This window comes from Rhizobium sp. CECT 9324 (assembly GCF_918741265.1).
Lineage (GTDB): Bacteria > Pseudomonadota > Alphaproteobacteria > Rhizobiales > Rhizobiaceae > Allorhizobium.
Map to the genome: position 1 here is coordinate 2,522,017 of NZ_CAKKMZ010000001.1, position 23,016 is coordinate 2,545,032.

Below are 23,016 nucleotides of genomic sequence, written 5' to 3' on the forward strand. Positions count from 1 at the left end.
CAATAGAACGTTGGTTTACGTCCGGACGCACATGAGATGATGTACGATCGCTCCATGTCGCCATTGAGCAAAGACACGAACATCGAGACATCGGCGAGCATTGCAGACGTGCTATGCGCTCGCTCGATCGCTAATGCTTTCTTCGATCTTCCCGCGACCCAACCTGTTCTGCTCCACGTGCAAAGCGACCGCCTTTGGTTTAGAGTGCTCGACGACACCCACGACCCGGTTCTAATCATGCTTCCCCGTGCGGGAACAACAGGCACCCGCGTGGACGATCCTCTCGTCCTTGAGTTTGCTTTCCTAAGCGACGTCGTCTGTTCGTCGGTTCTTCGCCCACTCGCTCTGGGGCGTGAGGGAGCGAGGACCGGATTGGTGTTTGAAGACCCTGGAGGCCAACCGCTAGACAAGGCTAGGTTCGCTTTAGAAACATCCCCGACCCGATTCAAAGACACGTTGGAAGTCGCGTGTCAGCTCGCGGCTGCTTTGCATGATCTTCATCTAGGAAAGGTAATACACGGGGATGTAAAGCCGTCGAACTGCTTCCTGGGCGAGGACGGAAAGGTGTGGTTGACCGGTTTCGGTTCGGCCGTGCGAACACTAGATCAACCATCTCCCATATCCGAAAAAGCTAAATTTCTCTCCGGCACGCTGGCTTACATGTCACCTGAACGAAGCGGCAGGACGAGCCTGCAATCAGACCACCGGAGCGATCTGTACGAACTAGGAGTAACTCTATTTGAATTGTTTACCGGCCAGCTGCCGTTTAGCGCTGGCAGCCCGATGGAATGGGCGCACAGCCATGTCGCACGCCGACCACCTAAACCGAGCGCGATCGTAGGCGAAATTCCTCCCCAGTTGGATGCGATACTATTGAAACTTCTGGAGAAACATCCGGACGGCAGATATCAGACCGCACGGGCAGTCATGCAGGATCTAAAGCGTTCCCTTGACGACTGGTCAGCCACGGCGAATGTCGAGCGATTTCCGCCTGCCCGGGCAGAAATGGCGGGATTGGCTCCCCACTCAAACTCTCTCTTCGGACGCACAGATGCACGACAGTTGCTCTTAAATGCGGCAGAGCGCGTGGCCGCAGGCGGCGAAAGCGAACTCGTCCTTGTGTCTGGCCCTCCGGGGATTGGTAAGTCCTCACTGGTAGAGTGCGTGCATCACATTCTTCGGGGCCGAGGATTCATGTTCGCCTCGGGCAAGTTCGACCAGCATCGATGGAATGTCCCCTATGAATCACTAATTCAGGCGCTTAGCGGGCTAGTTCGCCAACTTCTATCGAAAGAGGAGGCGGAATTAATAGTCTGGCGTGACGCCTTGTTGGGGGCCTTGGGTTCTAACGCTCAATTGATCGTGGACCTCATTCCAGAACTCGAATTTGTCATTGGCTCTCAGCCAGCCGCGATCGCCGCAGACCTACGTACTGCGCAGTCTCGGTTTCACCAAGTGTTCCGGTCATTCGTCGGCGTGTTCGCGAATTCTCGCCATCCGCTGGTTCTTTTCATGGATGACCTTCAATGGCTCGACCCCGCCACACTGGAGCTACTGAAAAGTCTGATCTTTAATACCGGAATCTGCAATCTGTTGATCGTTGGCGCATATCGCGATGAAGAGGTGGACGCTTCACATCCTCTACAACATCTCATTGCAGCGTCACGTGTCGCTCGCTCACGTTTGACAGAATTACAGCTAAAGGGCTTGGCCGCGGCCGACGTCGCAAAACTGCTTGCGAACTTGCTTTCCAGCTCAGCGGAACGGATGCAAACTCTTTCAGAGCTTGTCGTCGATAAAACCGGAGGAAACCCATTCTTCGCACTCCAGTTCACCCGTCAGCTCGCAGCCGACGGCACTCTGTTCTTCCGATCGGACATTTCAGAATGGGACTGGAGTGTCTCGGAGATTCGCCAGAAGAGGATGACCGATAACGTCGCTCAGTTGCTACGTCTGCAGCTAAGCAGCCTTCCCAGTGACACTCTTCAGGCCCTCTCCATGCTATCCCTACTTGGAATAGTGACTGATGTAGCCACCGTCGAGCTTGTGCTTGGTCGAACCACTGACGAGCTGCAAACCATTTTACAGCCTGCCGCTAATGCGGGGCTCGTCAGGATATCTGCGAATGATATCGCCTTCGTCCACGATCAAGTGCAGACCGCAGCTTACCATTCCGGCAACAGCAGACGATGGCCTGCAGAGCACCTCAGGATCGGGCGATTACTCCTGGCGAACGTCGCAAAGCCGCATCTCGATGAACGAATATTCGAAATTGCGGGCCATTTCAGTAAGGCTCTACGGATCTGTTCGAAGTCCGAGGCCAAGTCAGTGGCCAATGTGTTCCGAATTGCTGGCAAGCGGGCCAAGGCGGCAGGTGCCTACAAGTCGGCGCAGTCTTATCTTGAAAAGGGAAGTTCATTGCTTGGCGGGCGATGGGACGATTCCTATTCCGTCTTGTTCGCTATCGAGCTAGACCGCGCCGAATGCGAGATCGTGGCGGGCCAGTTGAGCGCTGCGGAAGACCGGCTTAACTTTCTGATGGAGAAAGCTAAGGGTTCTTTAGACCGGTCAAAGGTCGTTTGTTTGCTGGTACTGCTATTTTTTACGACCGGGCGAAGCGCGATCGCGGTGCGCGTCGGCGTCACGTTCCTCAATGGCGCGGACGTCAACTGGATCGATGGCCCAGACGAGGCCGATGTGCATCGCGAATATTTACAACTGCATGGAAACCTGTCCGGTTTATCCATTGGCGACCTGACCGCGATGTCGCGTGTCCCACAACCCCATATAGCGGCCGCTATGGCCGTGATGACCGAAGTTTTCCCCGCAGCATATGCCGTCGATCGACGCCTGATGGAATTTCTTCTTTTGCGGATGGTCAACCTGAGCCTTCAGTATGGCAACTGCGAAGGGTCAAGCGTCGCATATGCCGCTCTGAACATGGCCCTCGGCGCACAATTCGGCGACTACACTACAGCGTATCAATTTGGAGAACTGGCACTGCGACTGGTCGATCGGAGCGAAAGCAGCCGTTACAAGGCGAGGGTCTACTCAGTCTTCGCAGGCTTTACCACGCCATGGACAAAGCCTCTGGCCGATAGTGCGCCCCTGATGGCAGAGGCATTCCAGACTAGCTGTTCCACAGGCGACTTGGCCTTTGCGGCCTACAATACCCGAAACCGTATTACGCACGAACTGGTGGCCGGGTTACCTCTGGCCCACGTACAGGAACAGGCGGAACTTGCAGTTACGTTCGCCCAAGATGTGCAGCTTGGTCTGCCTGTAGAAAAGTTCTTTGGGCAGCTTCGATTGATCCGAAACATCCGCGGTATTGATGTCATCGGCAACGAAGGCGCAGACGAATGGGCAGAGGAAACGAATCCAGCTCCTGGAGTAGCAATGATGATCTGCTACCACTGGGTCTTCCGATTGATTGAGTTCTATCTGACAGAAGACTTTGCTGCCGCAAGCCGCGCAGCCGCAAAAGTTTCGGCATTCAAATGGGCGATGAGATCGTCCATCGAAGAAGCGGAATATGATTTCTATAGTGGCCTCACCTCGTCGGCACTGGCAATCCGGGACTTCTTACCCACCGTTCGCCCGAACCCACATATCGATGACCTGCGCCAACATCATAGCCGCATGGCAATATGGGCGAACACCTGCCCGGACAATTTCGCATGCAGAGAGGCACTGCTGGGAGCGGAACTGGCACAGCTTGAGGGACGTGTGGATAACGCCTCCACTCTGTACGAGAAAGCAATTTTGCGAGCTCGGGCCGATGGTTTTCTCCAAGTGGAGGCATTGGCCTGCGAGCTTGCCGGGCGCTTCTATGCCACACGTGGACTCCAGATCCCTGCCGACGCGTATCTGCGCAGGGCGCGAGAATGCTATGTCCGATGGGGCTGCATCTCGAAAGTCCGCCTGCTTGATTTCCACTTTATGAGTTGTAGTGATTTTCAGCTTCGCGATACAAACCCGCGCCCAATGGCAATTCCAGTTACTTCTTTGGACATCGAAGCCGTGGGTAAGGCTTCGAAGGTCCTTTCCAGTGAGATGACCTTGGGGAACCTCATCGAGAAATTGATGGGCCTCGCGATACAGCACGCTGGAGCGGACCGGGGTGCTCTCATCTTGCTTTCAGACAAGGAGATTTTTGTCGAGGCTATTGCCGCTGCGGTTGATGGGCGTATCGACGTTACGCTAGAAAGACGACGCCCATCGCCTTCGGACCTGCCAAGGTCAATATTCCAGTACGTCCTACGCACAGGGGCACCAGTTGTCCTGCATGATTTGGCTGTTGCCGCCATAGATCCGACGGATCATTATTTTCAGCTAAACCACCCGCGTTCTGTTCTGTGTGTTCCGGTCTTTAACGCGACCGATGTAATCGGACTTCTCTACGTCGAAAACAATCTTGCACCTCACATATTCTCAGAGGATCGCATTTCGGTACTCGATTTCCTAGCTTCTAATGCTGGAATTTGGCTTAGTAATGCAAGACTTTATTCCGAGTTACAACGGAGCGAAGCCTGGTTACGGGAGGCACAACTCCTGAGTCGAACCGGGAGCTTCTACTGGTACTATGAGCTCGACGATCTCGAATGTTCAGATGAATTTTACAGAATTTGCGAATTTTCCCAGCATCTTCCGATAAGTATTCACCGTTTCGCCGATCTTGTTCATCCGGCGGAACGTCATGAGTTCTGGAATATCATTGAAAGCACTCGCTCTTCGGGGGCTGACATCGATCGCCAATTCCGCCTCCAGTTGTCGAATGGGCTTACCAAAGACGTGCGGCTAGTAGCCCGCGGCGGTCTTGATGAAAAAGGACAGCAAGTTCATCTTGGGTGTCTCCAAGATGTCAGCGAAATGCAGCGAACCCAAGACACACTTGCCAGAGTTCGATCAGAGCTTTCGACGGTTTCACGCACGGCCACGCTAGGAGTGCTCGCCGCGTCTATTACCCACGAGGTCAGCCAGCCTTTGATGGGAATTGTGGCAAATTCTGAAACGTGCGAGTTGATGCTCACATCCACCCCCCCGGACATCCCTGGAGCGCTCCGTACGGCCGAGCGTTCAAAGCGGGACGGTCACCGAGCCGCCCTGACAATAAAGAGGCTTCGAAGCCTGTTCGGCAACAAAACAGCCGCGGTAGGGGCTATCGATGTCAACGAGATGGTGAGAGAAGTTCTAGCGCTTGCGTGCAACGAACTGCACTCCAATGATATTCACGTCCAGGCCGATTTCAATCAAACGCTGCCGCTCGCACTGGGAGATCGCGTCCAAATTCAGCAAGTCGTTCTGAACCTACTCTTAAATGCGGTGGATGCTGTTCAAGCCAACGGCACGGGACCCAAGATCATCATCGTTAGAACCTGCGCAGAAGGAGCTGACGATGTCCGCGTCGAAATCGCCGATAGTGGGGTGGGTATTGACGCCGATTCGATGGACACCTTGTTTGATGCGTTTTACAGCACCAAGAAAGACGGAATGGGTCTGGGCCTCTCCGTAAGCAAGGCTATTGTGGAGAAACTGAATGGACATCTCTGGGCCACCAAGAATGACATGGCGGGCATGACTTTCTCATTCACACTCAAACGTGCCATTCGAACGCCACAAGAAGCTTCGTCGCGCTCAAAGGAACTGAGATGACGCAGTCCCTGCCACTCATCGCAGTCATCGATGACGATCTGTCGGTGCGAGAATCACTGCTTGATTTACTCGAGGTGTCTGGCTATCCGGCCGTGACTTACTCTTCTGCCCAAGACTTCCTAGTTTCTCCTACCATGTCGGAGATACAGTGCCTTGTTCTGGACATCTCGATGCCCGGAATGAATGGTGTGGATTTAAATCTCGAATTGAAGCGCAGGAAGGTCTACATTCCAGTGGTATTCATGACTGGCCATGCACAGGACGCTTTGATTAACGAAGCAAAACGCGCTGGGACCTGCCTGTTCAAGCCGTTTGCCGGTCGCGATCTGAAAGAAGCAATCCAAGAGGCGGTCGCGCGCAAATGAACTTGCTCGCTGAACCTCAACTACGGTGAGAGTACCGAACTGCCATCAACGGCTCCTTCCGACACGAAGCAGATCCTTCTTGGTCTCATGCTGACACAGCCGCGCTAGGAATGCGCTTCCTCGACAGGTAGCGTGAAAAAGAAAGATGCGCCGCCCGTGGCATTGTTTTCGGCCCAGAGTCGGCCGCCATGGGCCTGGACAATCGTCCGACATATAGCAAGACCCATCCCCATCCCCTCTTCTTTTGTAGTGAAAAACGGCTCGAATACTCGATCGGGAAACTCTATGCCCGGGCCATTATCCCTTACCTCCACTTGCAGGGAACCATCCAGCCGCCTGATCCGAATGATCAGCGTCCCGCGATGTTTGGCACCTTGTGCCGCTTCAAGGCCGTTACGCACTAGATTGACGAGGACCTGCTGAACTTGGATGCGGTCAAAGGAGACCAATGGTAGGTCATCGTCGGCATCCACTTTAACCAAAACCCTCCGCCGGGCCGCCTCCTCTGCCATGAGCTCCCGAGCCTGCATCAAGACCTTGCTGAATGAAGTGATCTGTCGAGCATCGTTGCTGTGACGAAACAACGCACGGATGCGGCTTACGACTTCGATTGCCGTCCCCGCACTTCTGACCACGCGCTCGAGTGCCTTTTGTGCCCTTTCCAGATTGGGAGGGTCTGCCGAGAGCCACTGCTGGCAGGCATCTGAGCTCGAAACCAAAGCGGCAAGTGGCTGACCGATCTCATGTGCAATAGATGCGGTCAGCTCGGCAAGACTCGCAGCTTGGTTGGCACGAGCGAGATTGCGTTGAGCGAGTCCGAGTTGTTCTTGGTCCTTTATCCAGTCGTCGATATCTAGGCATACCCCATTCCACTGCACTACATCGCCTCCAGCGCTCCGCATAGCGGCGGTGCGTGTCTCGACCCACCGATACTCGCCATCGTGACGCCTTAAACGATGCTTCATAAGGTATGGGTCGCCAGTCTTCAAAGAGTGCGCATACTTCTCCCGAACCGCCTCAAGGTCATCTGGGTGTATAATAGCATCGAGCGTAGCCTCCAGCCGTAAACCACCAGGCTCGACACCCTCCTCTAGCTCGACACCGAGGAACTCTCTTAGCCTCTGGCTCCGATAGATGGGCTTTCCTTCGGGGTCGGCGCAATAGATCAATGCCGGGAGGGACTCAACGAGTTGGCGGAGCGAACGCTCACTTTCCCTAAGTGTTTCCTGAATCCGTATTTCATTGTCTATGTCGATCGATAAACCAAACCATTCACTGATACTGCCGTCGGCTCTTCGCAGCGCTTCGAAGCGGCCATCGGTCCACCGGTAATTATCGCCCACGCGCCTACGGTAGCGCATAGAGAACGCTTGCCGTTTGGCGACGCCATCCGCAGCCTGCAAGCGGACCGCCTGTACGTCGTCCGGATGCACACATCTAAGAATGGCTCGAGCAAACCCCGTCAGAGTGGTATTTTTTTCCAACCCGAGTTCGTCCCGGTACCGTTTGCTTACGTAAAGCAACTCACCAGCTGGCGTCCAAGTACAAACGTGAACGGGTAAGGCCTCAACAACCTGTTGAAGATGCCACTCACTTCGCTGGAGCGCCTCTTCCGCCTGCACATGGTCGTCAATATCATGGCAGAGACCATACCACTGCAAAATTTGACCATTCCGATCGCGCAGCGCTTCGGCTCTGCTCGACATCCAGCGGTATAGTCCGTCAGAGCGCCGAAGCCTGTACCTGGCAGAGAAGCCTGATCCGCTTGATATTGCGCGCTCCAGCCCCTCTCTGAACAACCCTTGGTCATCAGGATGGATGGTGGAAGTGATCATCGCGCACAGCCTCGATTGGCCGATTGCTCTAATTCCACCAACGTCTATTCCCAGATAGTCAACCATTCGACGATTAAAAAAATTGGGCTCGCCGTCGGGTCCTAAGCGCCAGAGATGACTCGGCACAAGATTGACGATTTCCAGCAACTCCTGCTCGCGGTCGCGCAATGCGTCGACCGTTTTTCGATGAACATCGATATCGATTGAAGTCCCGTACCAGCCTTTAATGCTCCCATCCGTATCCCGAACAGCCCTGGCAGAACTTCTCGCCCACGCGTACCCGCTCTTCCGGCGTATCCTGAATTCGGAATTGAACGGTTCGCCCGTTTCTAGGGAGCGTATCCAAGCCTGGGCGACGGATTCATATTCGTCGGGATGCAGCAACTGCCGCCAGCTGATAAAGCCTTCACTCCGGGACGTATTGAGCTCCTCGGGCGTCGTCTCCAGTGTCGATTGGGCAAAGGCAGGTAGGTAGATCCAGTTTCCAACCGCGTCGAAGGCCCATCCATTGCCAAACAGGTTCTCGATCGTCTTTGCTGCAGTAACCACATCCGTACTTGGCGCCAGGAATGCGAGCGGATCGTTGATCGATGATATATCCTTCGACGGGGCAAGGTCCCCTATCTCCAGACTTGATTTGATAGCAGGTTCAACCCTCACTTCAGTCCACTGAAAGGTGCCATCGGGCTGTTGGACCCTGAAGCGCATTACCTGTGTGACGCCCGTCCAGAACGCACGAGATTCTGCGAAACCTACCGCTTTCCTATCAATTTCTGCGCCTCTAAGGTTCTGCTGGGACAAGTTTTCCTGACCCGACCTCGTCACCGGCACATCACCGTCGGGATTGGTACTTTCCCTATACTGACTAGAATTCTCTTGCACGAGTATAATGCCAATGGAAACCCCACACACGCACAAGATGAGAAGATCGCGGGCTACATATTCCCCCGGCCACGGCCAATCGGTTAGGAGAGCCACTGCGGACAGAATGCTCCCCAACGCAAAAAGAGTTGTCAAATTCGATCCAAGAGCGTGCCGCCTAGCACCGATAAACAGCACAGTCACAAGCGGCAATAGGCCAGCGCTTGTTTGCGCGAGCGCGAAAATGGCTCCCGCAAGCGCAATCAGTACCGAGTAAAGGTAGAGCCGAAACCCGCCGCCAAAGATGCGTTCATTGGCCGTCGACTTAAAAAGGAAACTTTTCGACATTGCCTCTCATCTTTTTGCGGAAAAATGCATTTGCTCGAACGTCGAACCAGGTGAAAGGTAACCGATTTTCTCCCAGCTCTCCACACGCCCCTAGCGCGACCGCACCCTCAGTATCGAGGCCACAGCATGCGCGTGAACCTCGATAGGACGAACGGCGCTAAAATCGGGCACTATATTTTGAGAGAATACCCTCAGCCAGGTTCTGTTACCATTGATGCTTGCACAGGTGCACAATCTCGAAATAGACGCAGAAAATCCACCAGCATACGAACAGTTTCTAGGATGAACTTACCCATGCACCCTGCCCCACTTATCTATCGCGTCGAGGCATGCCATTCGGCTAGAAGCAGACTACTACAAGCGCATCCACCTATCCAGCAAACTGAAGTTGGGGTTGCTACGATGGATTAACGGGATCACTTCGGGGCGTGAATGCTGTAACCCTCGGTACTTCAGCTGCAAGGAAATCGACCAGAGAACGAACCGCTGGCAGCAAACCGTTCCTGTATGGCATCAATGCGCTCATACGGGCATCGGCAGCAATCCATCCAGGCAAAATCTGAGAAAGCCGACCCGATTCAATCTCTTCCCGGCAAATGTAACCCGGAAGAGCTGTAATACCTAAATCTGCGCAAGCGGCTTCTTTCAATGCAATCATATTGTTGCTCAGGAACCTTGGCTCGATCGCTACGTCCGCTTCAACACCACCAGGTCCCTTCAAATGCCACGTTTCCGCTCCATGCCGATCCATTGCAAGGGTCGCGTGGTTGGCAAGGCTTTCGGTGCTGTCCACGTCGCCCGCCCGCCGGAGGTAGCCTGGGCTGGCAAACAGGTACCAGGGAACGCTTGCTATTCCGCGTTGAACAAGGGTGGAGTTCTGGAGAGATGATACGTGTCCACGAAGTGCAACATCGAAACCTTCGCCGACCATGTCGACAAGCCTGTCGGTGGCAATCTCGATGATCTTCACCTTCGGATACCTGTTGAGAAAAATCGGAATTAGATCCCTCAAGGCGAACTGGGCGATCTCTACCGCCGTAGTTATTCGAATTGTCCCGCTCGGCTCATGCAGCCGTGAGCGCACAAACTCCTCCGCAACGTCTGCACTGTGTAGCATTTGCAATGCATATTGATAAAACTCGGCTCCGACGTCTGTCATTCCGAACTGACGGGATGTCCGATTTATGAGTCTAACACCAAGTGATTCCTCGAGTTCCCGAACGCGATGGCTGAGTGTTGATTTCGGTACGCGCAGACTTATCCCGGCGGATGTAAATCCCCCACGGTCGACGACATGAACGAAATAAAACACGTCTTTCAGGTCGAGCATTGAAACCTATAACTTTGAGTCCATTGGCTTCCCTGTTGCGCGAAGACCGCCGCGACGCATCGCGGCGGTTCCATATCGACGCCTTGCCAAACGAACGTCAAGCCCCAAGCCCGAGCGCATGCTCAATCGCCCAGGAATGTCACGAATTCATCGATCGCCAGCTTGTGGTTGGTCATATTGTTTTCCGCGAGCGAGTTATCTGCCCAGCCCAGTGACAGACCAGCTACGACCATGTCATTTTCTGAAAAACCTAGTTCTTCCCTCAGCATCGGGTGCTGAAGTGACCAGATTTGCTGCGCACAGGTATCCAGACCACGAGCCTTGGCAGCCAGCATGATGTTTTGGAGAAAACATCCGTAACAAATGAAGCTTGCCCATTCCAGTTTCCGGTCCATCGTGAAAATCATACCCACGGGAGCCTCAAAGAAGCGAAACTGTCTTTCTACGTCTTTCATTCTGCCATATTTGTCGCTCCGCGGGACACCGACGGCGTCCCCAAGCTGACCTCGAAAAACATTGAAGCGACTTATGAAGGGGTCATGAAGCGGTTGCGGAAAAAACGGATATTCGGGAGATAGCTTTTCCGGCCCCGCTCGAAAGAGTTCCACAGCTCGCTCGGTGATGCGACCACGTGCCCCACCGGTCAGGACAAAACATTTCCATGGCTGCGTATTGCTGGAACTTGGCGCGTAGCGGGCCGCATTTAAAATTTCATTCACAGTTTCCAAGGGAACCGGGGTCTTAAGAAAACCTCGCTTCGCCCTCCGTTCAGTCATGACCAGATCGACAATACTCGCGCGATCATTCGATTCTTCCCATTTAACATTGGTGTGCATTGCAGCTCCCCTTTCTTTTATGAGCTGAAAGAAGACTAGACGCTCCCGGGCTTTTTAGAAGTTCGCGCACTTGCACGCATGGTCCAACTTACGCGAACGATGTCTTCAAAAGGAATTGGGCGTTAAAAAGAATGATGTGTAGACGCGTATTGGCGTGGTGCTTGTTAACGTGTGCCGAACACCGATCTGATGGACCGAACGAAGTCGGAGCGCGTGCCTTCTGCAGATGCAGCGGGGGGCTGGGCGGTTGGCAAATTGATGGACCCGCTAGCCAAACGCATGCGAATACGATCGCGGGCGGACGGTTTTTCTGCGAACATAAGATCGATAACATCGCTTGAAAACTCGTAGACCTCCAACTGCGTCATTGCCGTAGCTTCTCGATTTTCCGGCAATTCGGCAAAAACCCCTCCTGCGCCCAGCATATCTCCCGGTGCGAGCCTCAAGATATCTCTGCCGTCTTCCCGTAGCACCACAACGCCCTGCTTTATTACCATAAACCTACGACAAACCTCACCGCGTCCAACCAGAAGCTCATCGGCCGCCACCGTTCGCAACACAGCAGAGGACGCGAGGAGTTCGCGTTCATCATGTGTCAGGTCGAAAAATAGCGGTATAGAATCGAGGAGGGTTGCCACGTCAACTCCGGGACTCTCGGCCCGATCGTCATGCAAGAGCGGACTCCCTATAGGGCGCGCAAAGACAAGGCCATGCGCTCTGCAGTGCCTGTACACCAGGTCAATCATGTCGTTGCGCGCGACTATCCTCTGCGCGGGACTCGTCACGCGGAGGAACAGTTGGATATCGACCGCCACGGCATCTATACCGACCAATGAAACGCTGGCGGCGGGCTCCTGCGCTATCGAGTTGCAGCTTTTCAGAGCAGAGTGCATGACATCAACTATGAATTTCGGGCTCCGGGTCGGAACAATTCGCACTGAAAGTGTAATCTGGTGAGATTCATCCGGTTTGCTGATGTTGGTAAGGCCCTGCTTCGCCAGGACGCTGTTCGGCACTACCACGTGATTGTGGGAACTCGTCAAGAGGTAAGTCGACCGCCAATTGCTCGCCACGACTCTTCCCTCGGTGCCATCCTGCAACAAGATCCAGTCACCGATAACATATGGCCGACCGAGCGTGAGGGCGACCCCAGAGAAAACATCGCCGAGAGTATTTTGCAGAGCCAAGCCGAGAATAATGGCGAAAACGCCAGATGTAGCGAGCAACGTTCCGATCGGGACCCCAAAGACAAAAGCCATCACAGAAAGCAGGACGCCGAGGTATACAATAGCAACAAGGAGGTCCTGGATCAGTCGGGCCTCTCGGGGACGACCGTCAAAAACAATGTAAATTCTCAGGATCCCGATCGTCGCCCAAGAGAGGTGTGTCCACCATAAAATTTTGGCGAGGACAATGAGCGACCGGCTGCCATCGATATGCGGCGCGTCGAATCGAAACGGGACAATGCGTGCCAAGACGAGAACGACACTCATTGTGAGGAAAAAAACGATCTGCGAAACAAGCCGCTCGGTTTGTCTTGTGTGTCCTTGCATATGCCACACAATTATACCGGCCACGCCAAGGGCATTGAGCACGATCGTCCACATAAGGGTTTGCTGAGACATGGAGAGCGATGCCGTTGTGACTTCGAAAGACCGGCAATTCGACGTCTGGGTTTCGGTTTTGAACCTGAAGCTACATTGCAACGGTCGAGCCGACTATCAAACCAAATGGTGGGTTGCTCTGTCTACCAACGCGAATGCGCGTCGCAGGCATTCACCACTCCGGTAGCCAGCCATGTAGGAGCCACACGGAAAAGGCGCCAAAAGCGCAAGAAACTAATGGTGCCCTGTCTGGAATGGGCTGATGTCGAACATGTCGAGCCATCCAGGCTGAGCACGCACACGTTGGAGCCATGCGTTCACACTGGGAAACCGCTCCATTTCGTACTTTCCTTCATGCGCGAGGGAGCAGTAAGCGAACACCGATATGTCGGCCACCGTGTAGCGATCACCCGCGAGCCATTCGTGGGTCTCGAGCCATCTTTCCAATTTTTCGAGCCCGAGATAGCCGTCAGCGTGAAGCCGCTCTATTTGCTGGGACATTTTATCCGCCATTCCCCTGATGTGGTAGACGCGTGATAACGCAAGGAAACGTTGTAAATCACCTTGCTCGAAGAACATCCATCCTATGACTTGGGCGCGAAGGTAGGGATCCTTGTAAAGGAAGGGCGTCCCCTCTGCGAGATAGAGAAGTATGGCCGCCGACTCGACGATCGTTTGTCCATCCGGTAATTGCAGTACCGGAATGCGGCCAAATCGATTTAGTCGAGAGAATGCCTCAGTTTTCGTCTCACCCGCCTCAAGGTCGAGGGTGTGGCGCTCAAACGATCTCTCTAACTGATTGAGCAGAATCCTGATCTTCCACGAATTGCCAGAGTAGCGGCTGTCATAGAGTCGAAGCATCACTTGGTCCACCCAACGTTGACGTACGACTCTCACCTTAACGCCTAACCCACGGGCTTGGCTATCGAAACCAGGTTTTGTTTGGGGCGACCAGCTCAACCCGCGATGTATGACCGAATGTAATAGGCCTCATATTCGATGGCCCTAATGTGATGCCTGACCGCATCTCCGATCGACACAATACCGGCCAACCGCCCATTGTGTTCCACTGGTAGATGGCGCGCCCTATGCTTATTCATCATGTCCATCAAGGCATTGATGCTGGTCTGTCGCGTACAGCGAAATACGTTCATCCACATCACGTCGCGGAGCGTCTGAGTCAAACACCCGACGCCTCGGCGGGAAATAGCCGCCACGACGTCGCGTTCCGTGAAAATTCCTTCTATTCTCTCATTAGAATCAACCACGACGACCGCGCCGATGTGGTTTTCATGAAGAAGCTGGCACACCGCCAAGACTGTTGTGTCCCGGGATGCGGTGACGACATCACATCCCTTCTCTTTCAATATTGCCTCTACCGACATCAGTTTCTCCTCCTGCGTTAAAGGGATGTTTCGTAGAAAATTTGCCTAGCGGAAGCGCTCGATCTCAGCGGCGAAGTTCAACAACGCTCCGTCTCGTCCCCGAGGGGCGATAATTTGCAGACCAATAGGCATGCCATCCGCTGCTGATGGCCGCATGGGTAGTGAGATCGCTGGTAAGCCCGAAAGATTGAATGGCGCTGTGTATGTCATCAACGCTTCGCGGACAGATCCACTCCACTGTTCTATTTCGATGTGATCCTGGCCGATGAAGGGTGCGGTGCATGGACACGTGGGACAGATCAAGAAGTCTAGATCCGTCATCCACTCTTCAAGGTCGCTTGAAAATTCCCGGCGCGCCTGCAACCAACTCGCGTATTGTCCGACCGTGACCTCCTCCGCAAGTGCAAGACGTGACGCGGTTTCTGCGCCATAGTGGGCGTGAATGAAGGCTGCGCTATTGCGACGAAAATGTGTGATTCCGCCCTCAGCCAGGACGATCCCCGCAAACAGAGCAAACGAGCGATCGAACAGCGACACGTCTGCTCGCACTACCAGATCGTGGTTCCGCGAAATTTGTTCGCAAGCGTCGACGAAGGCCGAGGCGACAGGTGTGGACGTTGGCACGCCTCCGATGCGCCCTAGGGCACCCACGCGATATCGTCCCAGCTGCCCAGGAGGCGCAGTGGCGATATCGAGTGCCATCGAAACCAAAGCCACATCGGCCACCGAACTTCCCAAGATCCCGATATGATCGAGCGACGACGCCAAGGGGAATACGCCGGTTGTCGGGAGGAGCCCATAACTTGGTTTGTATCCCACGATACCGCAGAGTGCCGCGGGGATTCGAACCGATCCGCCAGTGTCGGTCCCGAGCCCAGCCCTCAAAGCCCCATAGGCGATTGCGGCAGCCATTCCGCCGCTCGACCCTCCGGGTATCCGGGAGCGATCATGCGGGTTCAGTGTATCGCCGAATGACGAACTGGATGTTGTTACTCCCCATGCAAATTCGTGGGTAGCCGTCTTGCCTACAATCACAGCACCCTTGCTTTTCAGTAACCGGACAACCTCCGCGTCCGCGATCGGGACGTTCTCCGAATATGCAGGCGATCCGTACTTTGTGGGTATGCCTGCTGTATCGATCAAGTCCTTGATGCCAACCGGAACTCCTTCCAGTTGGCGTGCGCTACCCTCCCGGTAATGTCGATTGGATTCGACGGCAGCCGCCGTCGCACCAATATGCTCGATATGTGCAAAGGCTTTGACGTCGCGCTGACACATTTCTGACAAGGCCAGTGCATCATCAACAACCCCAGACGGCGTCAAGCGCCCGGTTGCAAACTCGGACAGTAATTGTCTTATCGGGACCCCTGACTTGGGTTGAGTTGAGATGTCCACTACCAAATTCCCTGTACGAGTTCGAAGAGCTTCTCCTCGGCACCGTCACCCAGGTCCTTCACCTCCTCAGGATAGTTTTCGACAAGCAGTGCAAGGAGCGTCGGCAGTTGGTATCGCTCTAACCCTAGATCCCTCAAGCGGGTTGGGAGCCCCAGGCGTTTAACTGTCGTGGCGATTTCGCCAGCGAGAGCGGCGGCCGGATGCTGGGCTTGGGGCTCGCTGAAGATACGCAGTTTGTCACCATAGAATCCAGCGCACGCCCTGACGACTGGAGCGAGCGTGATGCAGGACGTCATGCTGTGAGGTACGCCGAATGTGCCACCAAGAATGTGGCCAATGCGGTGGCTCAGGCCATAAATTACCGACGCAGGGAAAAAGTAACACTGCCATGCCGCCAATTGGAGTTGCAGCAGGTCGTCGAGAGTAACGGCCCCCGCGACGAGAGCCTCTTCGGTTGACGCCCTCTCTGGCCATCGACTAAGGACGCCGAGGAACCGCCTGACCCCACTTGCCGCTAGAATTCCATGTGGATGGTCCGCGCCAACCAGTCTCATTCCCTCGATCGCATGATCGAGCCCCTTAACTGCGGAGGATAGGAGAAGGCCTCTAGGTGTTCCTCGGACAAGTTCGGGATCGATGACGACCAGCTTCGGCGCGGTCTCCCGAACAGCATAACTTCTCTTGAACTTAACGGGCTCGGTGGTTTCAGTGACGCCGAAGTAGTGCGAGAATTCGGACCCCGACAAGGTCGTAGGCAAGGCCACGATAGGTAAAAAGCGACCGTGCTTGATTTTGTGAAAGTGAGAGACCGCTTTGGCCGCGTCGAGGACAGAACCGCCGCCAAGGGCGACAATCGAACCCGCACCTCGTGCCACACAGGCTTTCAGCCCCCCCTCCACCGCGAAATCGGGCACGTGTGGCGGCAGGTCGAGATACGTACCCACTTGATCGGGGAGAAACGGCTCGATGAACCTTCTGTACAGCCCTTCCAACGGCTCCACTGTAAAGACAATAGGGCGCGAAAATCCATGGCGACCAAGCGTCGCCATGGTATCGGACAGGGCCTGGCGGCCCCAGATGACCTTATCCTGTGGAAGAAATTCGAGCTTTTCCATGTTTCAATTCCTGTATGTTGTCCGATGACCACTACGGATTCAGGGCAACACGGGAACAGGCGCAGGCCTATGAGCGATGTGCCGCTCGATGGAAGAACGTTCGATTTCCAAGGCATTGGGCAGGCAGAGCTTTCGGCCCAGAAGATTGGCGTCTTCGTCGACGGAAAAGCGATTGGGCGTTGAGAGGGCGCAGATATGGCCGTCTGGGTCGCGAAAATGGAATTGCTTGGCGTAGATTGCGTCCTGCACTGAAGAGACTTCAATGCCGAGTTTCTTAAACCGAGCATGCTCGTGGACCAACGCGGCATCGTTCTCTACCTCGAGAGCGAAGTGGTGCGACAAACCAGTGCCAAGTCGTCCTGACTTGTATCCAGGCAACCCGAAGAAGGTCAGAACCGATCCCGGCGACAGATCCTCGTCGCAGGCGTAATAAAAGTGGGTACCTCCCTTTTCGTCCAGATAATCGGTCTTCTTAATCAGACGAAGACCAATTTTCTCGACGAAAAAGTTCTCGGTGCGTTCGGCGTCGCTTGAGATCGACGTTATGTGGTGGAACCCACGTAGGGCGAAATCCACCGTTACCTCAGGAACGGGCTGCGGCCATGTTTCAGCCGCCACCTGCAGTTCATCACGTCCGCCAATCAGGTTCTCCTTGGGCTGAGGACGGAAGCCCGAGCCAAGGACGCTTTCGTCATGTCCGAAGCCGGGCTCGGTGGTCGCGATTTCGATGATTGCGCCATCCGGATCGCGAAGGTAAATCGCGTGAAAGTAGTGACGGTTGTACGGGCCTGTAACGTGAACGCCAAGATCCGTGAGCCTTCTTTTCCACTTTAGCAGGCCATTCCGGTTGGGAACGTGCAGGGCCAGATGGTGATTGGTGCCCGCACCCCACCGCCCTCTCGGATCGCCCACTCGAGGGTTCGCCACGCCATCCACAGTCTCGGATTGTTCGATGAAGCCCTTCTCCGGCATCATGTAGAACACCGGGTTCCACTCAACGTAGGTTATGGACTCCGTCCGCTGAACCTCACCTTGGAATTGCTGAAACGCGAACGTGACGATTGGCAAACGCGCATCATGATGATGGACGGTTCGCTTGACCACCGGCAAACCGAGGGCCTTGCTGTAGAATTCCTCTGTCCGCCTGATGTTGGCAGCGATGAAGGTTTGGCTGCTTACGCCTCTGATGACCATCTGATTCATGTTCCACCTCTAATTTTTGTTAGATGTCGGCTCTACAAGCACGATCTAATGCACATTAGAGGCTGCCCACAGCCGTCAGAAGCCCGCGCTGCAAGGACGGAGCGTCCAAGATTATGGACAGGCCAAGTGTTGAGACCCAACCCATGCGACAAGCAGGCACTGGCCCGTTGACGTATTGAAAGAGCGTTATCGTCCAATTTTTTGGACACACGTTCCATCAATCACCGGCTGTTGGACCGTTGTCGCGTCGTTCATTTTCCAGCCGAAGCTGTGGCGCTGGCCGACAGCCGTAACCAATGCTGGAGGCAGCAATGTCAAAACCCAAAGTCCTCATTGCGTTCTATTCACGCAATAGTTCCACCGAGATTCTCGCAAACGCCATCGCGGAAGGGGCAATCAAAGAAGGAGCCGAGGTCCGCCTACGGCGTGCGCGTGAGTTCGTTAGTGGAGAAGTCATGTCACAGGTTCCCGGCTGGCGCGAAAACGCCGAGGCCATGAACCATAAATACGAAGCGCCGACGGAAGCTGATGCTGAATGGGCGGACGCCATCGTGTTTGGCACACCGACGAGATTCGGCTCAATCTCCTCGGAGTTGAAGGCCTATATCGACGGTTTGGGGGGGCTTTGGTTCCAGGGCAAGCTCAATGGCAAAGTCGGCTCGGTCTTTGGTGCGACATCGTCGAAGCACGGCGGCAACGAGTCCACACTGCTTTCTATCTACGCACCGATGGCGCACCTCGGTCTCATCATTGTACCCCTCGGTTACGCAGATCCCGCAATGTTCGCCGCTGGCACGCCCTACGGGGCTACACATGTTTCTGCACGCGACACCCTCAAACCGGACGATGCACACCTCGCGGTCGCTCGCTTCCAAGGTCGTCGAGTGACGTCCGTCGCACGGGGCCTGCTGATCAACAACCCGTAAGGCCGACCGTCCCGAGATGAGAAGCGGCACTTCCGATTTTGGAGGTGCCGCACGGTACAGTTACGCGGCATCACCACGAAGCATCCATCGAATCGATGGCTGTCCTTACCCCCGTGTCACGACCACCTCCTGGATCGAAACTGATCATTTTGGGCTCACCGCACCGTAAGCTGGACCGCTCGGTAAAGAGTTTTGTCCGAGGCTCGACGATCTCGTCGGTGATTTCCGACGTCAAATAATCTCCGTCCCGTTTCTCTCCAAAATCCCGTTGTCTCCTGCGTGCCGCTCAAACAACCCGGTCGCTTCCCCTACGACCGGCGTTCTTGGTTGCGACCGGCGTCAGGTCGCATCAGAGCCGCCCCGATAGAATGGTCTGCATATTTGAACGCCAGGATACTAAGTACCGAGACAATCATGGCTGCGATAATGAAGCGCATCCTATCTCTCCGTTGATGTCGTATTGCCGTCCCTTGAGCGATATGGGTTCATTTGTTGGTTTCCACGCAGAACTGAGCCGGTTAGGCGCATAATTTCCATTGAGAATTGAGCCATGTGACCTTCCCCCGAACGCGGTCAGCGACGGGGGCAACGGAGTGATCCACATGGGACTTTTAAACATCATCCGGCGAATGAAACTGCGCGAGAAGCAGTCGATCCGCGAGATCAGTCGGCATACTGGTTTGTCGCGCAACACGATCGCGAAGTATTTGAACGCTGGTACGATCGAGCCGACGTTCACGGTACCGGAGCGGCCGAGCAAGCTTGATCCTTTTGCCGACAAACTGGCGGCCTGGCTGAAGACCGAGGCCGGGAGGTCGCGCAAGCAGCGCCGAACGCTGAAGCAGCTTCACGCCGATCTGGTGGTTCTCGGCTTTACCGGCTCCTATGGTCGGGTCGCTGCCTTTGCCCGTGAGTGGCGGGTTGAGCAGCAGACGACTGGCCGCGGCATATTCGTTCCGCTGTCTTTCCGTGCAGGCGAAGCATTCCAATTCGATTGGAGTGAAGATTATGCTGTGATCGGCGGCGAGCGCACCAAGCTTCAGGTCGCACATATCAAGCTATCGCACAGTCGGGCGTTTCTGGTCAGGGCCTATCTGCTCCAGACACATGAAATGCTCTTCGATGCCCACTGGCACGGGTTCCGCGTGTTCGGCGGCGTACCTGATCGCGGCATCTACGACAACATGAAGACGGCGGTCGACCGCGTCGGTCGCGGCAAGGAGCGGCAGGTCAACATCCGTTTCCTGGCGATGACCAACCACTACGTGTTTGCGCCCGAGTTCTGTAATCCAGCGGCAGGATGGGAGAAGGGTCAGGTCGAGAAGAACGTCCAGGATGCGCGACCGCGGCTGTGGCAGCAGATGCCGGACTTCCCAGATTTGGCGGCGTTGAATGACTGGCTGGAACAGCATTGCCAGGACCTGTGGCGAGAGACGGCGCATGGCACCTTGTCCGGCACAATCGCAGATGTTTGGGCTGATGAGCGGGCAGCATTGATGGCGTTGCCGACTGCATTTGACGGTTTCGTCGAGCAGAGCAAACGCGTCTCGCCGACATGCCTGATCACCTTCGAGCGTAATCGTTACAGCGTGCCAGCATCATTTGCGAACCGGCCCGTCAGCCTGCGGATCTATCCCGAGCGACTGGTCATTGCGGCCGAGGGCAATATCCTATGCGAACATGTTCGGATCATCGAGCGGAGCCACGACAAACCGCCAAGGACGATTTACGACTGGCGGCATTACCTTGCGGTCATCCAGCGCAAGCCCGGAGCCCTGCGCAATGGCGCACCGTTCCTGGAATTGCCGCTGGCCTTTCGACAACTGCAGGACCAGATGCTCAGCCGTCCTGGCGGTGATCGCGAGATAGCCGATATCCTCGCTCTCGTCCTCCATCACGACGAACAGGTCGTCGTCAGGGCTGTGGAACTGGCTCTGGATCAAGGCGTAGCAACCAAAACGCATGTGCTGAATCTGCTGCATCGGTTGATTGACGGCAAGACGACCGACGGTCCCGACATCGATACGCCACAGGCACTGACTTTGCTGCGGGAGCCCAAGGCCAATGTCGAACGTTACGATGGCCTGCGTGTCCGGATCGTGGGAGGTCGCAATGCGTCATGATCCCGCCAGCGCCGCCGTCGTCATCATGCTGCGTAGCCTGAAGATGTATGGCATGTCTCAAGCCGTCACGGACCTGATCGAGCAAGGTGCTCCGGCTTTTGACGCGGCCGTGCCGATCCTGTCCCAGTTGCTGAAAGCCGAGATGGCAGAGCGTGAGGTCCGGTCCATAGCCTATCACATGAAGGCTGCCCGCTTCCCAGCCTACAAGGACATCTCCGGATACGACTTCGCCGCCAGCGAAATCAACGAAGCGACGGTGCGCCAATTGCACAGATGCGAGTTCATCGACGGGGCGCAGAATATAGTGCTTGTCGGCGGACCAGGCACAGGAAAAACACATGTCGCGACAGCCCTCGGTGTCCAGGCGATCGAGCATCATCGCCGCAAGGTCCGCTTCTTCTCGACCATCGAACTGGTCAACGCGCTCGAGCAGGAGAAGGCTAAAGGCAAGGCAGGCCAGATCGCTGAGACGCTGGTTCGTCTCGATCTGCTGATCCTCGATGAGCTCGGATACCTTCCGTTCAGTGCCTCAGGCGGAGCGCTGCTCTTCCACCTGCTGAGCAAGCTTTATGAGCGCACCAGCGTCATCATCACCACCAACCTCAGCTTCAGCGAATGGGCAACGGTCTTCGGCGACGCCAAGATGACGACGGCTCTTCTCGACCGTTTGACCCACCGTTGCCACATCCTTGAAACCGGGAACGATAGCTTCCGCTTCAAAGCCAGCTCGGCCGCAGCAGCGCAAAAGAGAGGAGAAAAAGCCAGTCACTTGACCAAAGCCTGATCAAAAAACCATACTTAGAGGTGGCTCACTTCTCGGTGGAAAAACCGGCTCAGTTCCGCGTGGAAACCAACATTCATTCACTGGATGCGAAGGTTGCAAGCGGATGACCTTGCCCTGGTGAGACAGAGACGATTGATGCGATAAACAACGCGAAGATCACTGTGCTCACAGTCGATAGACGGAGCCGGGAATTTTGGGGTGCGAGCGAATGGTGAAGCCACATTCTTTTTCGGCATGCTACGGCTCTCTCCCGTAATCGCGGCGCACAACTGACGTCTGAAATGAGGACGTCTCCGCGACCTGACTGGCCAGCTCAAGGGTGAGATACCCGATCAATGGGAAATGATTGTGAGAAGCTCAGGATCGTGTCGTTGGAAACCGTAGGATTCAATCAGCGGCGTGTCGAGTACGCACTAAGTATACTTATGTGACGCTGCCTGCCCCTATACCCAACTTGCAACATCTGCTGCGGCGAGAGGGATAATATGGAAGACAGAAAACGAGTGTTAGCCGGGGTGGTGGTTCCGGATACGGAATTAGTACGAGCCGCGCTTGACTACGCACAATGTGTATACGAACCATACCTGTTGAACCATGTAATTCGGTCCTGGTTGTTTGCGACCAGTCTCGCCTCCATCCAAAACGTCGAGCACGATAGCGAAGTCGTCGCACTGGGAACCTTGTTGCACGATATCACCTTGAACACCTCATTTCGCGGACCCCGGCGCTTCGAGGTAGAGGGAGCAGATATCGCCCGATCGTTTGCGTTGGATGCGGGCGTCAGCATCAGCCGTGCCCAGCTAATTTGGGACAGTGTTGCACTCAACTCGACCCCTTCGATCGCGCTCTACAAAGAGCCTGAAGTTGCTCTTTGCACTGCAGGCATTTGTCTGGACGTCGTCGGGCTCCAATATGACCGAATACCGGCGATGGCGAGGGAAGCGATCACAGACGCATATCCGCGCTTGGGCATGAAGGTGAAGATGACGAGCTGTTTTTGTCATGTGGTCGAGGTCGCGATGGAAACCACCTATGACAACTTCCTGCGCGATTTCGGCCTGAGATATGTACCGGGATATGCGGGACCGTCGTCCGTCGATTTGGTGATGAACGCCCCATTCGAGAGCTAGGCAGCCGAAGGAGCACATGTATCCAGTAGCTTACCCTAGCGATGGTTTGTCCGGGTCGTGGGCATGTATATGCCCCTCATTGGAAAAACGATGAGTGCCCATCTACCCCAATGACTCGAGT

Annotated in this window: 15 protein-coding genes; 6 read left to right on the forward strand and 9 right to left on the reverse strand. The window is 55.1% G+C overall.

Translation table 11 applies throughout. The features are described from left to right. Nucleotides 1–36: 36 nt before the first annotated feature. Entirely contained in the window at nt 37–5,655 is a 5,619-nt protein-coding gene (locus LQ231_RS12490; protein ID WP_230171550.1) for an AAA family ATPase, read from the forward strand. Next, complete coding sequence (locus LQ231_RS12495) at nt 5,652–6,020, forward strand: response regulator (RefSeq protein WP_230171551.1); 369 nt, start codon at nt 5,652–5,654, stop codon at nt 6,018–6,020. Before LQ231_RS12490 ends, LQ231_RS12495 begins: the two co-directional genes overlap by 4 nt. A gap of 104 nt (nt 6,021–6,124) precedes the next feature. Here LQ231_RS12495 and LQ231_RS12500 read toward each other — a convergent pair whose 3' ends face one another. The 9 genes from LQ231_RS12500 to LQ231_RS12540 all read right to left on the reverse strand — a co-directional run bounded on the left by LQ231_RS12500 (nt 6,125) and on the right by LQ231_RS12540 (nt 17,932). Then, the gene (locus tag LQ231_RS12500; protein ID WP_230171552.1) at nt 6,125–9,064 is read right to left on the reverse strand and encodes a PAS domain-containing protein; all 2,940 of its coding nucleotides are present in this window, start codon (nt 9,062–9,064) and stop codon (nt 6,125–6,127) included. Nucleotides 9,065–9,461: 397 nt separating this feature from the next. After that, nucleotides 9,462–10,394, reverse strand: a complete 933-nt coding sequence (locus tag LQ231_RS12505) for a LysR substrate-binding domain-containing protein (protein WP_230171553.1) — start codon at nt 10,392–10,394, stop codon at nt 9,462–9,464. 122 nt (nt 10,395–10,516) lie between these two features. Further along, nucleotides 10,517–11,230: a nitroreductase gene (locus tag LQ231_RS12510; RefSeq protein ID WP_230171554.1), complete on the reverse strand. Its 714-nt coding sequence runs from the start codon at nt 11,228–11,230 to the stop codon at nt 10,517–10,519. A gap of 164 nt (nt 11,231–11,394) precedes the next feature. Continuing rightward, nucleotides 11,395–12,837, reverse strand: a complete 1,443-nt coding sequence (locus LQ231_RS12515; protein ID WP_230171555.1) for a mechanosensitive ion channel family protein — start codon at nt 12,835–12,837, stop codon at nt 11,395–11,397. 231 nt (nt 12,838–13,068) lie between these two features. Continuing rightward, nucleotides 13,069–13,695 carry a glutathione S-transferase family protein gene (locus LQ231_RS12520; protein ID WP_230171556.1) on the reverse strand — a complete coding sequence of 209 codons (627 nt, stop codon included), beginning with the start codon at nt 13,693–13,695 and terminating at the stop codon, nt 13,069–13,071. 95 nt (nt 13,696–13,790) lie between these two features. Beyond that, nucleotides 13,791–14,219: a CBS domain-containing protein gene (locus tag LQ231_RS12525; RefSeq protein WP_230171557.1), complete on the reverse strand. Its 429-nt coding sequence runs from the start codon at nt 14,217–14,219 to the stop codon at nt 13,791–13,793. Between the two features lie 45 nt (nt 14,220–14,264). Next, complete coding sequence (locus tag LQ231_RS12530; protein ID WP_230173330.1) at nt 14,265–15,614, reverse strand: amidase; 1,350 nt, start codon at nt 15,612–15,614, stop codon at nt 14,265–14,267. Beyond that, complete coding sequence (locus LQ231_RS12535) at nt 15,614–16,729, reverse strand: iron-containing alcohol dehydrogenase (RefSeq protein WP_230171558.1); 1,116 nt, start codon at nt 16,727–16,729, stop codon at nt 15,614–15,616. Before LQ231_RS12535 ends, LQ231_RS12530 begins: the two co-directional genes overlap by 1 nt. Before the next feature lie 39 nt (nt 16,730–16,768). Then, nucleotides 16,769–17,932 (reverse strand): VOC family protein, encoded by a 1,164-nt coding sequence (locus LQ231_RS12540; protein WP_230171559.1) that lies wholly within the window; start codon nt 17,930–17,932, stop codon nt 16,769–16,771. A gap of 311 nt (nt 17,933–18,243) precedes the next feature. Between LQ231_RS12540 and wrbA the strand changes: the two genes are divergently transcribed. The 4 genes from wrbA to LQ231_RS12560 all read left to right on the forward strand — a co-directional run bounded on the left by wrbA (nt 18,244) and on the right by LQ231_RS12560 (nt 22,895). Then, complete coding sequence (wrbA, locus tag LQ231_RS12545) at nt 18,244–18,858, forward strand: NAD(P)H:quinone oxidoreductase (RefSeq protein ID WP_230171560.1); 615 nt, start codon at nt 18,244–18,246, stop codon at nt 18,856–18,858. 602 nt (nt 18,859–19,460) lie between these two features. Continuing rightward, the gene (gene istA / locus LQ231_RS12550) at nt 19,461–20,981 is read left to right on the forward strand and encodes an IS21 family transposase (protein WP_115672796.1); all 1,521 of its coding nucleotides are present in this window, start codon (nt 19,461–19,463) and stop codon (nt 20,979–20,981) included. Continuing rightward, on the forward strand, nt 20,971–21,765 hold the full coding sequence (gene istB, locus LQ231_RS12555) for an IS21-like element helper ATPase IstB (protein WP_230171305.1): 795 nt from the start codon (nt 20,971–20,973) through the stop codon (nt 21,763–21,765). Before istA ends, istB begins: the two co-directional genes overlap by 11 nt. Nucleotides 21,766–22,250: 485 nt before the next feature. Then, nucleotides 22,251–22,895 carry an HD domain-containing protein gene (locus LQ231_RS12560; RefSeq protein ID WP_230171561.1) on the forward strand — a complete coding sequence of 215 codons (645 nt, stop codon included), beginning with the start codon at nt 22,251–22,253 and terminating at the stop codon, nt 22,893–22,895. Nucleotides 22,896–23,016 lie beyond the last annotated feature (121 nt).

Excerpts from the sequence above, each read along its gene's own strand:
- LQ231_RS12490 (WP_230171550.1), top strand. The coding sequence starts at position 37 with ATGATGTACGATCGCTCCATGTCGCCATTGAGCAAAGACACGAACATC.
- LQ231_RS12495 (WP_230171551.1), top strand. The coding sequence starts at position 5,652 with ATGACGCAGTCCCTGCCACTCATCGCAGTCATCGATGACGATCTGTCG.
- LQ231_RS12500 (WP_230171552.1), bottom strand. The coding sequence starts at position 9,064 with ATGTCGAAAAGTTTCCTTTTTAAGTCGACGGCCAATGAACGCATCTTT.
- LQ231_RS12505 (WP_230171553.1), bottom strand. The coding sequence starts at position 10,394 with ATGCTCGACCTGAAAGACGTGTTTTATTTCGTTCATGTCGTCGACCGT.
- LQ231_RS12510 (WP_230171554.1), bottom strand. The coding sequence starts at position 11,230 with ATGCACACCAATGTTAAATGGGAAGAATCGAATGATCGCGCGAGTATT.
- LQ231_RS12515 (WP_230171555.1), bottom strand. The coding sequence starts at position 12,837 with ATGTGGACGATCGTGCTCAATGCCCTTGGCGTGGCCGGTATAATTGTG.
- LQ231_RS12520 (WP_230171556.1), bottom strand. The coding sequence starts at position 13,695 with ATGCTTCGACTCTATGACAGCCGCTACTCTGGCAATTCGTGGAAGATC.
- LQ231_RS12525 (WP_230171557.1), bottom strand. The coding sequence starts at position 14,219 with ATGTCGGTAGAGGCAATATTGAAAGAGAAGGGATGTGATGTCGTCACC.
- LQ231_RS12535 (WP_230171558.1), bottom strand. The coding sequence starts at position 16,729 with ATGGAAAAGCTCGAATTTCTTCCACAGGATAAGGTCATCTGGGGCCGC.
- LQ231_RS12540 (WP_230171559.1), bottom strand. The coding sequence starts at position 17,932 with ATGAATCAGATGGTCATCAGAGGCGTAAGCAGCCAAACCTTCATCGCT.
- wrbA (WP_230171560.1), top strand. The coding sequence starts at position 18,244 with ATGTCAAAACCCAAAGTCCTCATTGCGTTCTATTCACGCAATAGTTCC.
- istA (WP_115672796.1), top strand. The coding sequence starts at position 19,461 with ATGGGACTTTTAAACATCATCCGGCGAATGAAACTGCGCGAGAAGCAG.
- istB (WP_230171305.1), top strand. The coding sequence starts at position 20,971 with ATGCGTCATGATCCCGCCAGCGCCGCCGTCGTCATCATGCTGCGTAGC.
- LQ231_RS12560 (WP_230171561.1), top strand. The coding sequence starts at position 22,251 with ATGGAAGACAGAAAACGAGTGTTAGCCGGGGTGGTGGTTCCGGATACG.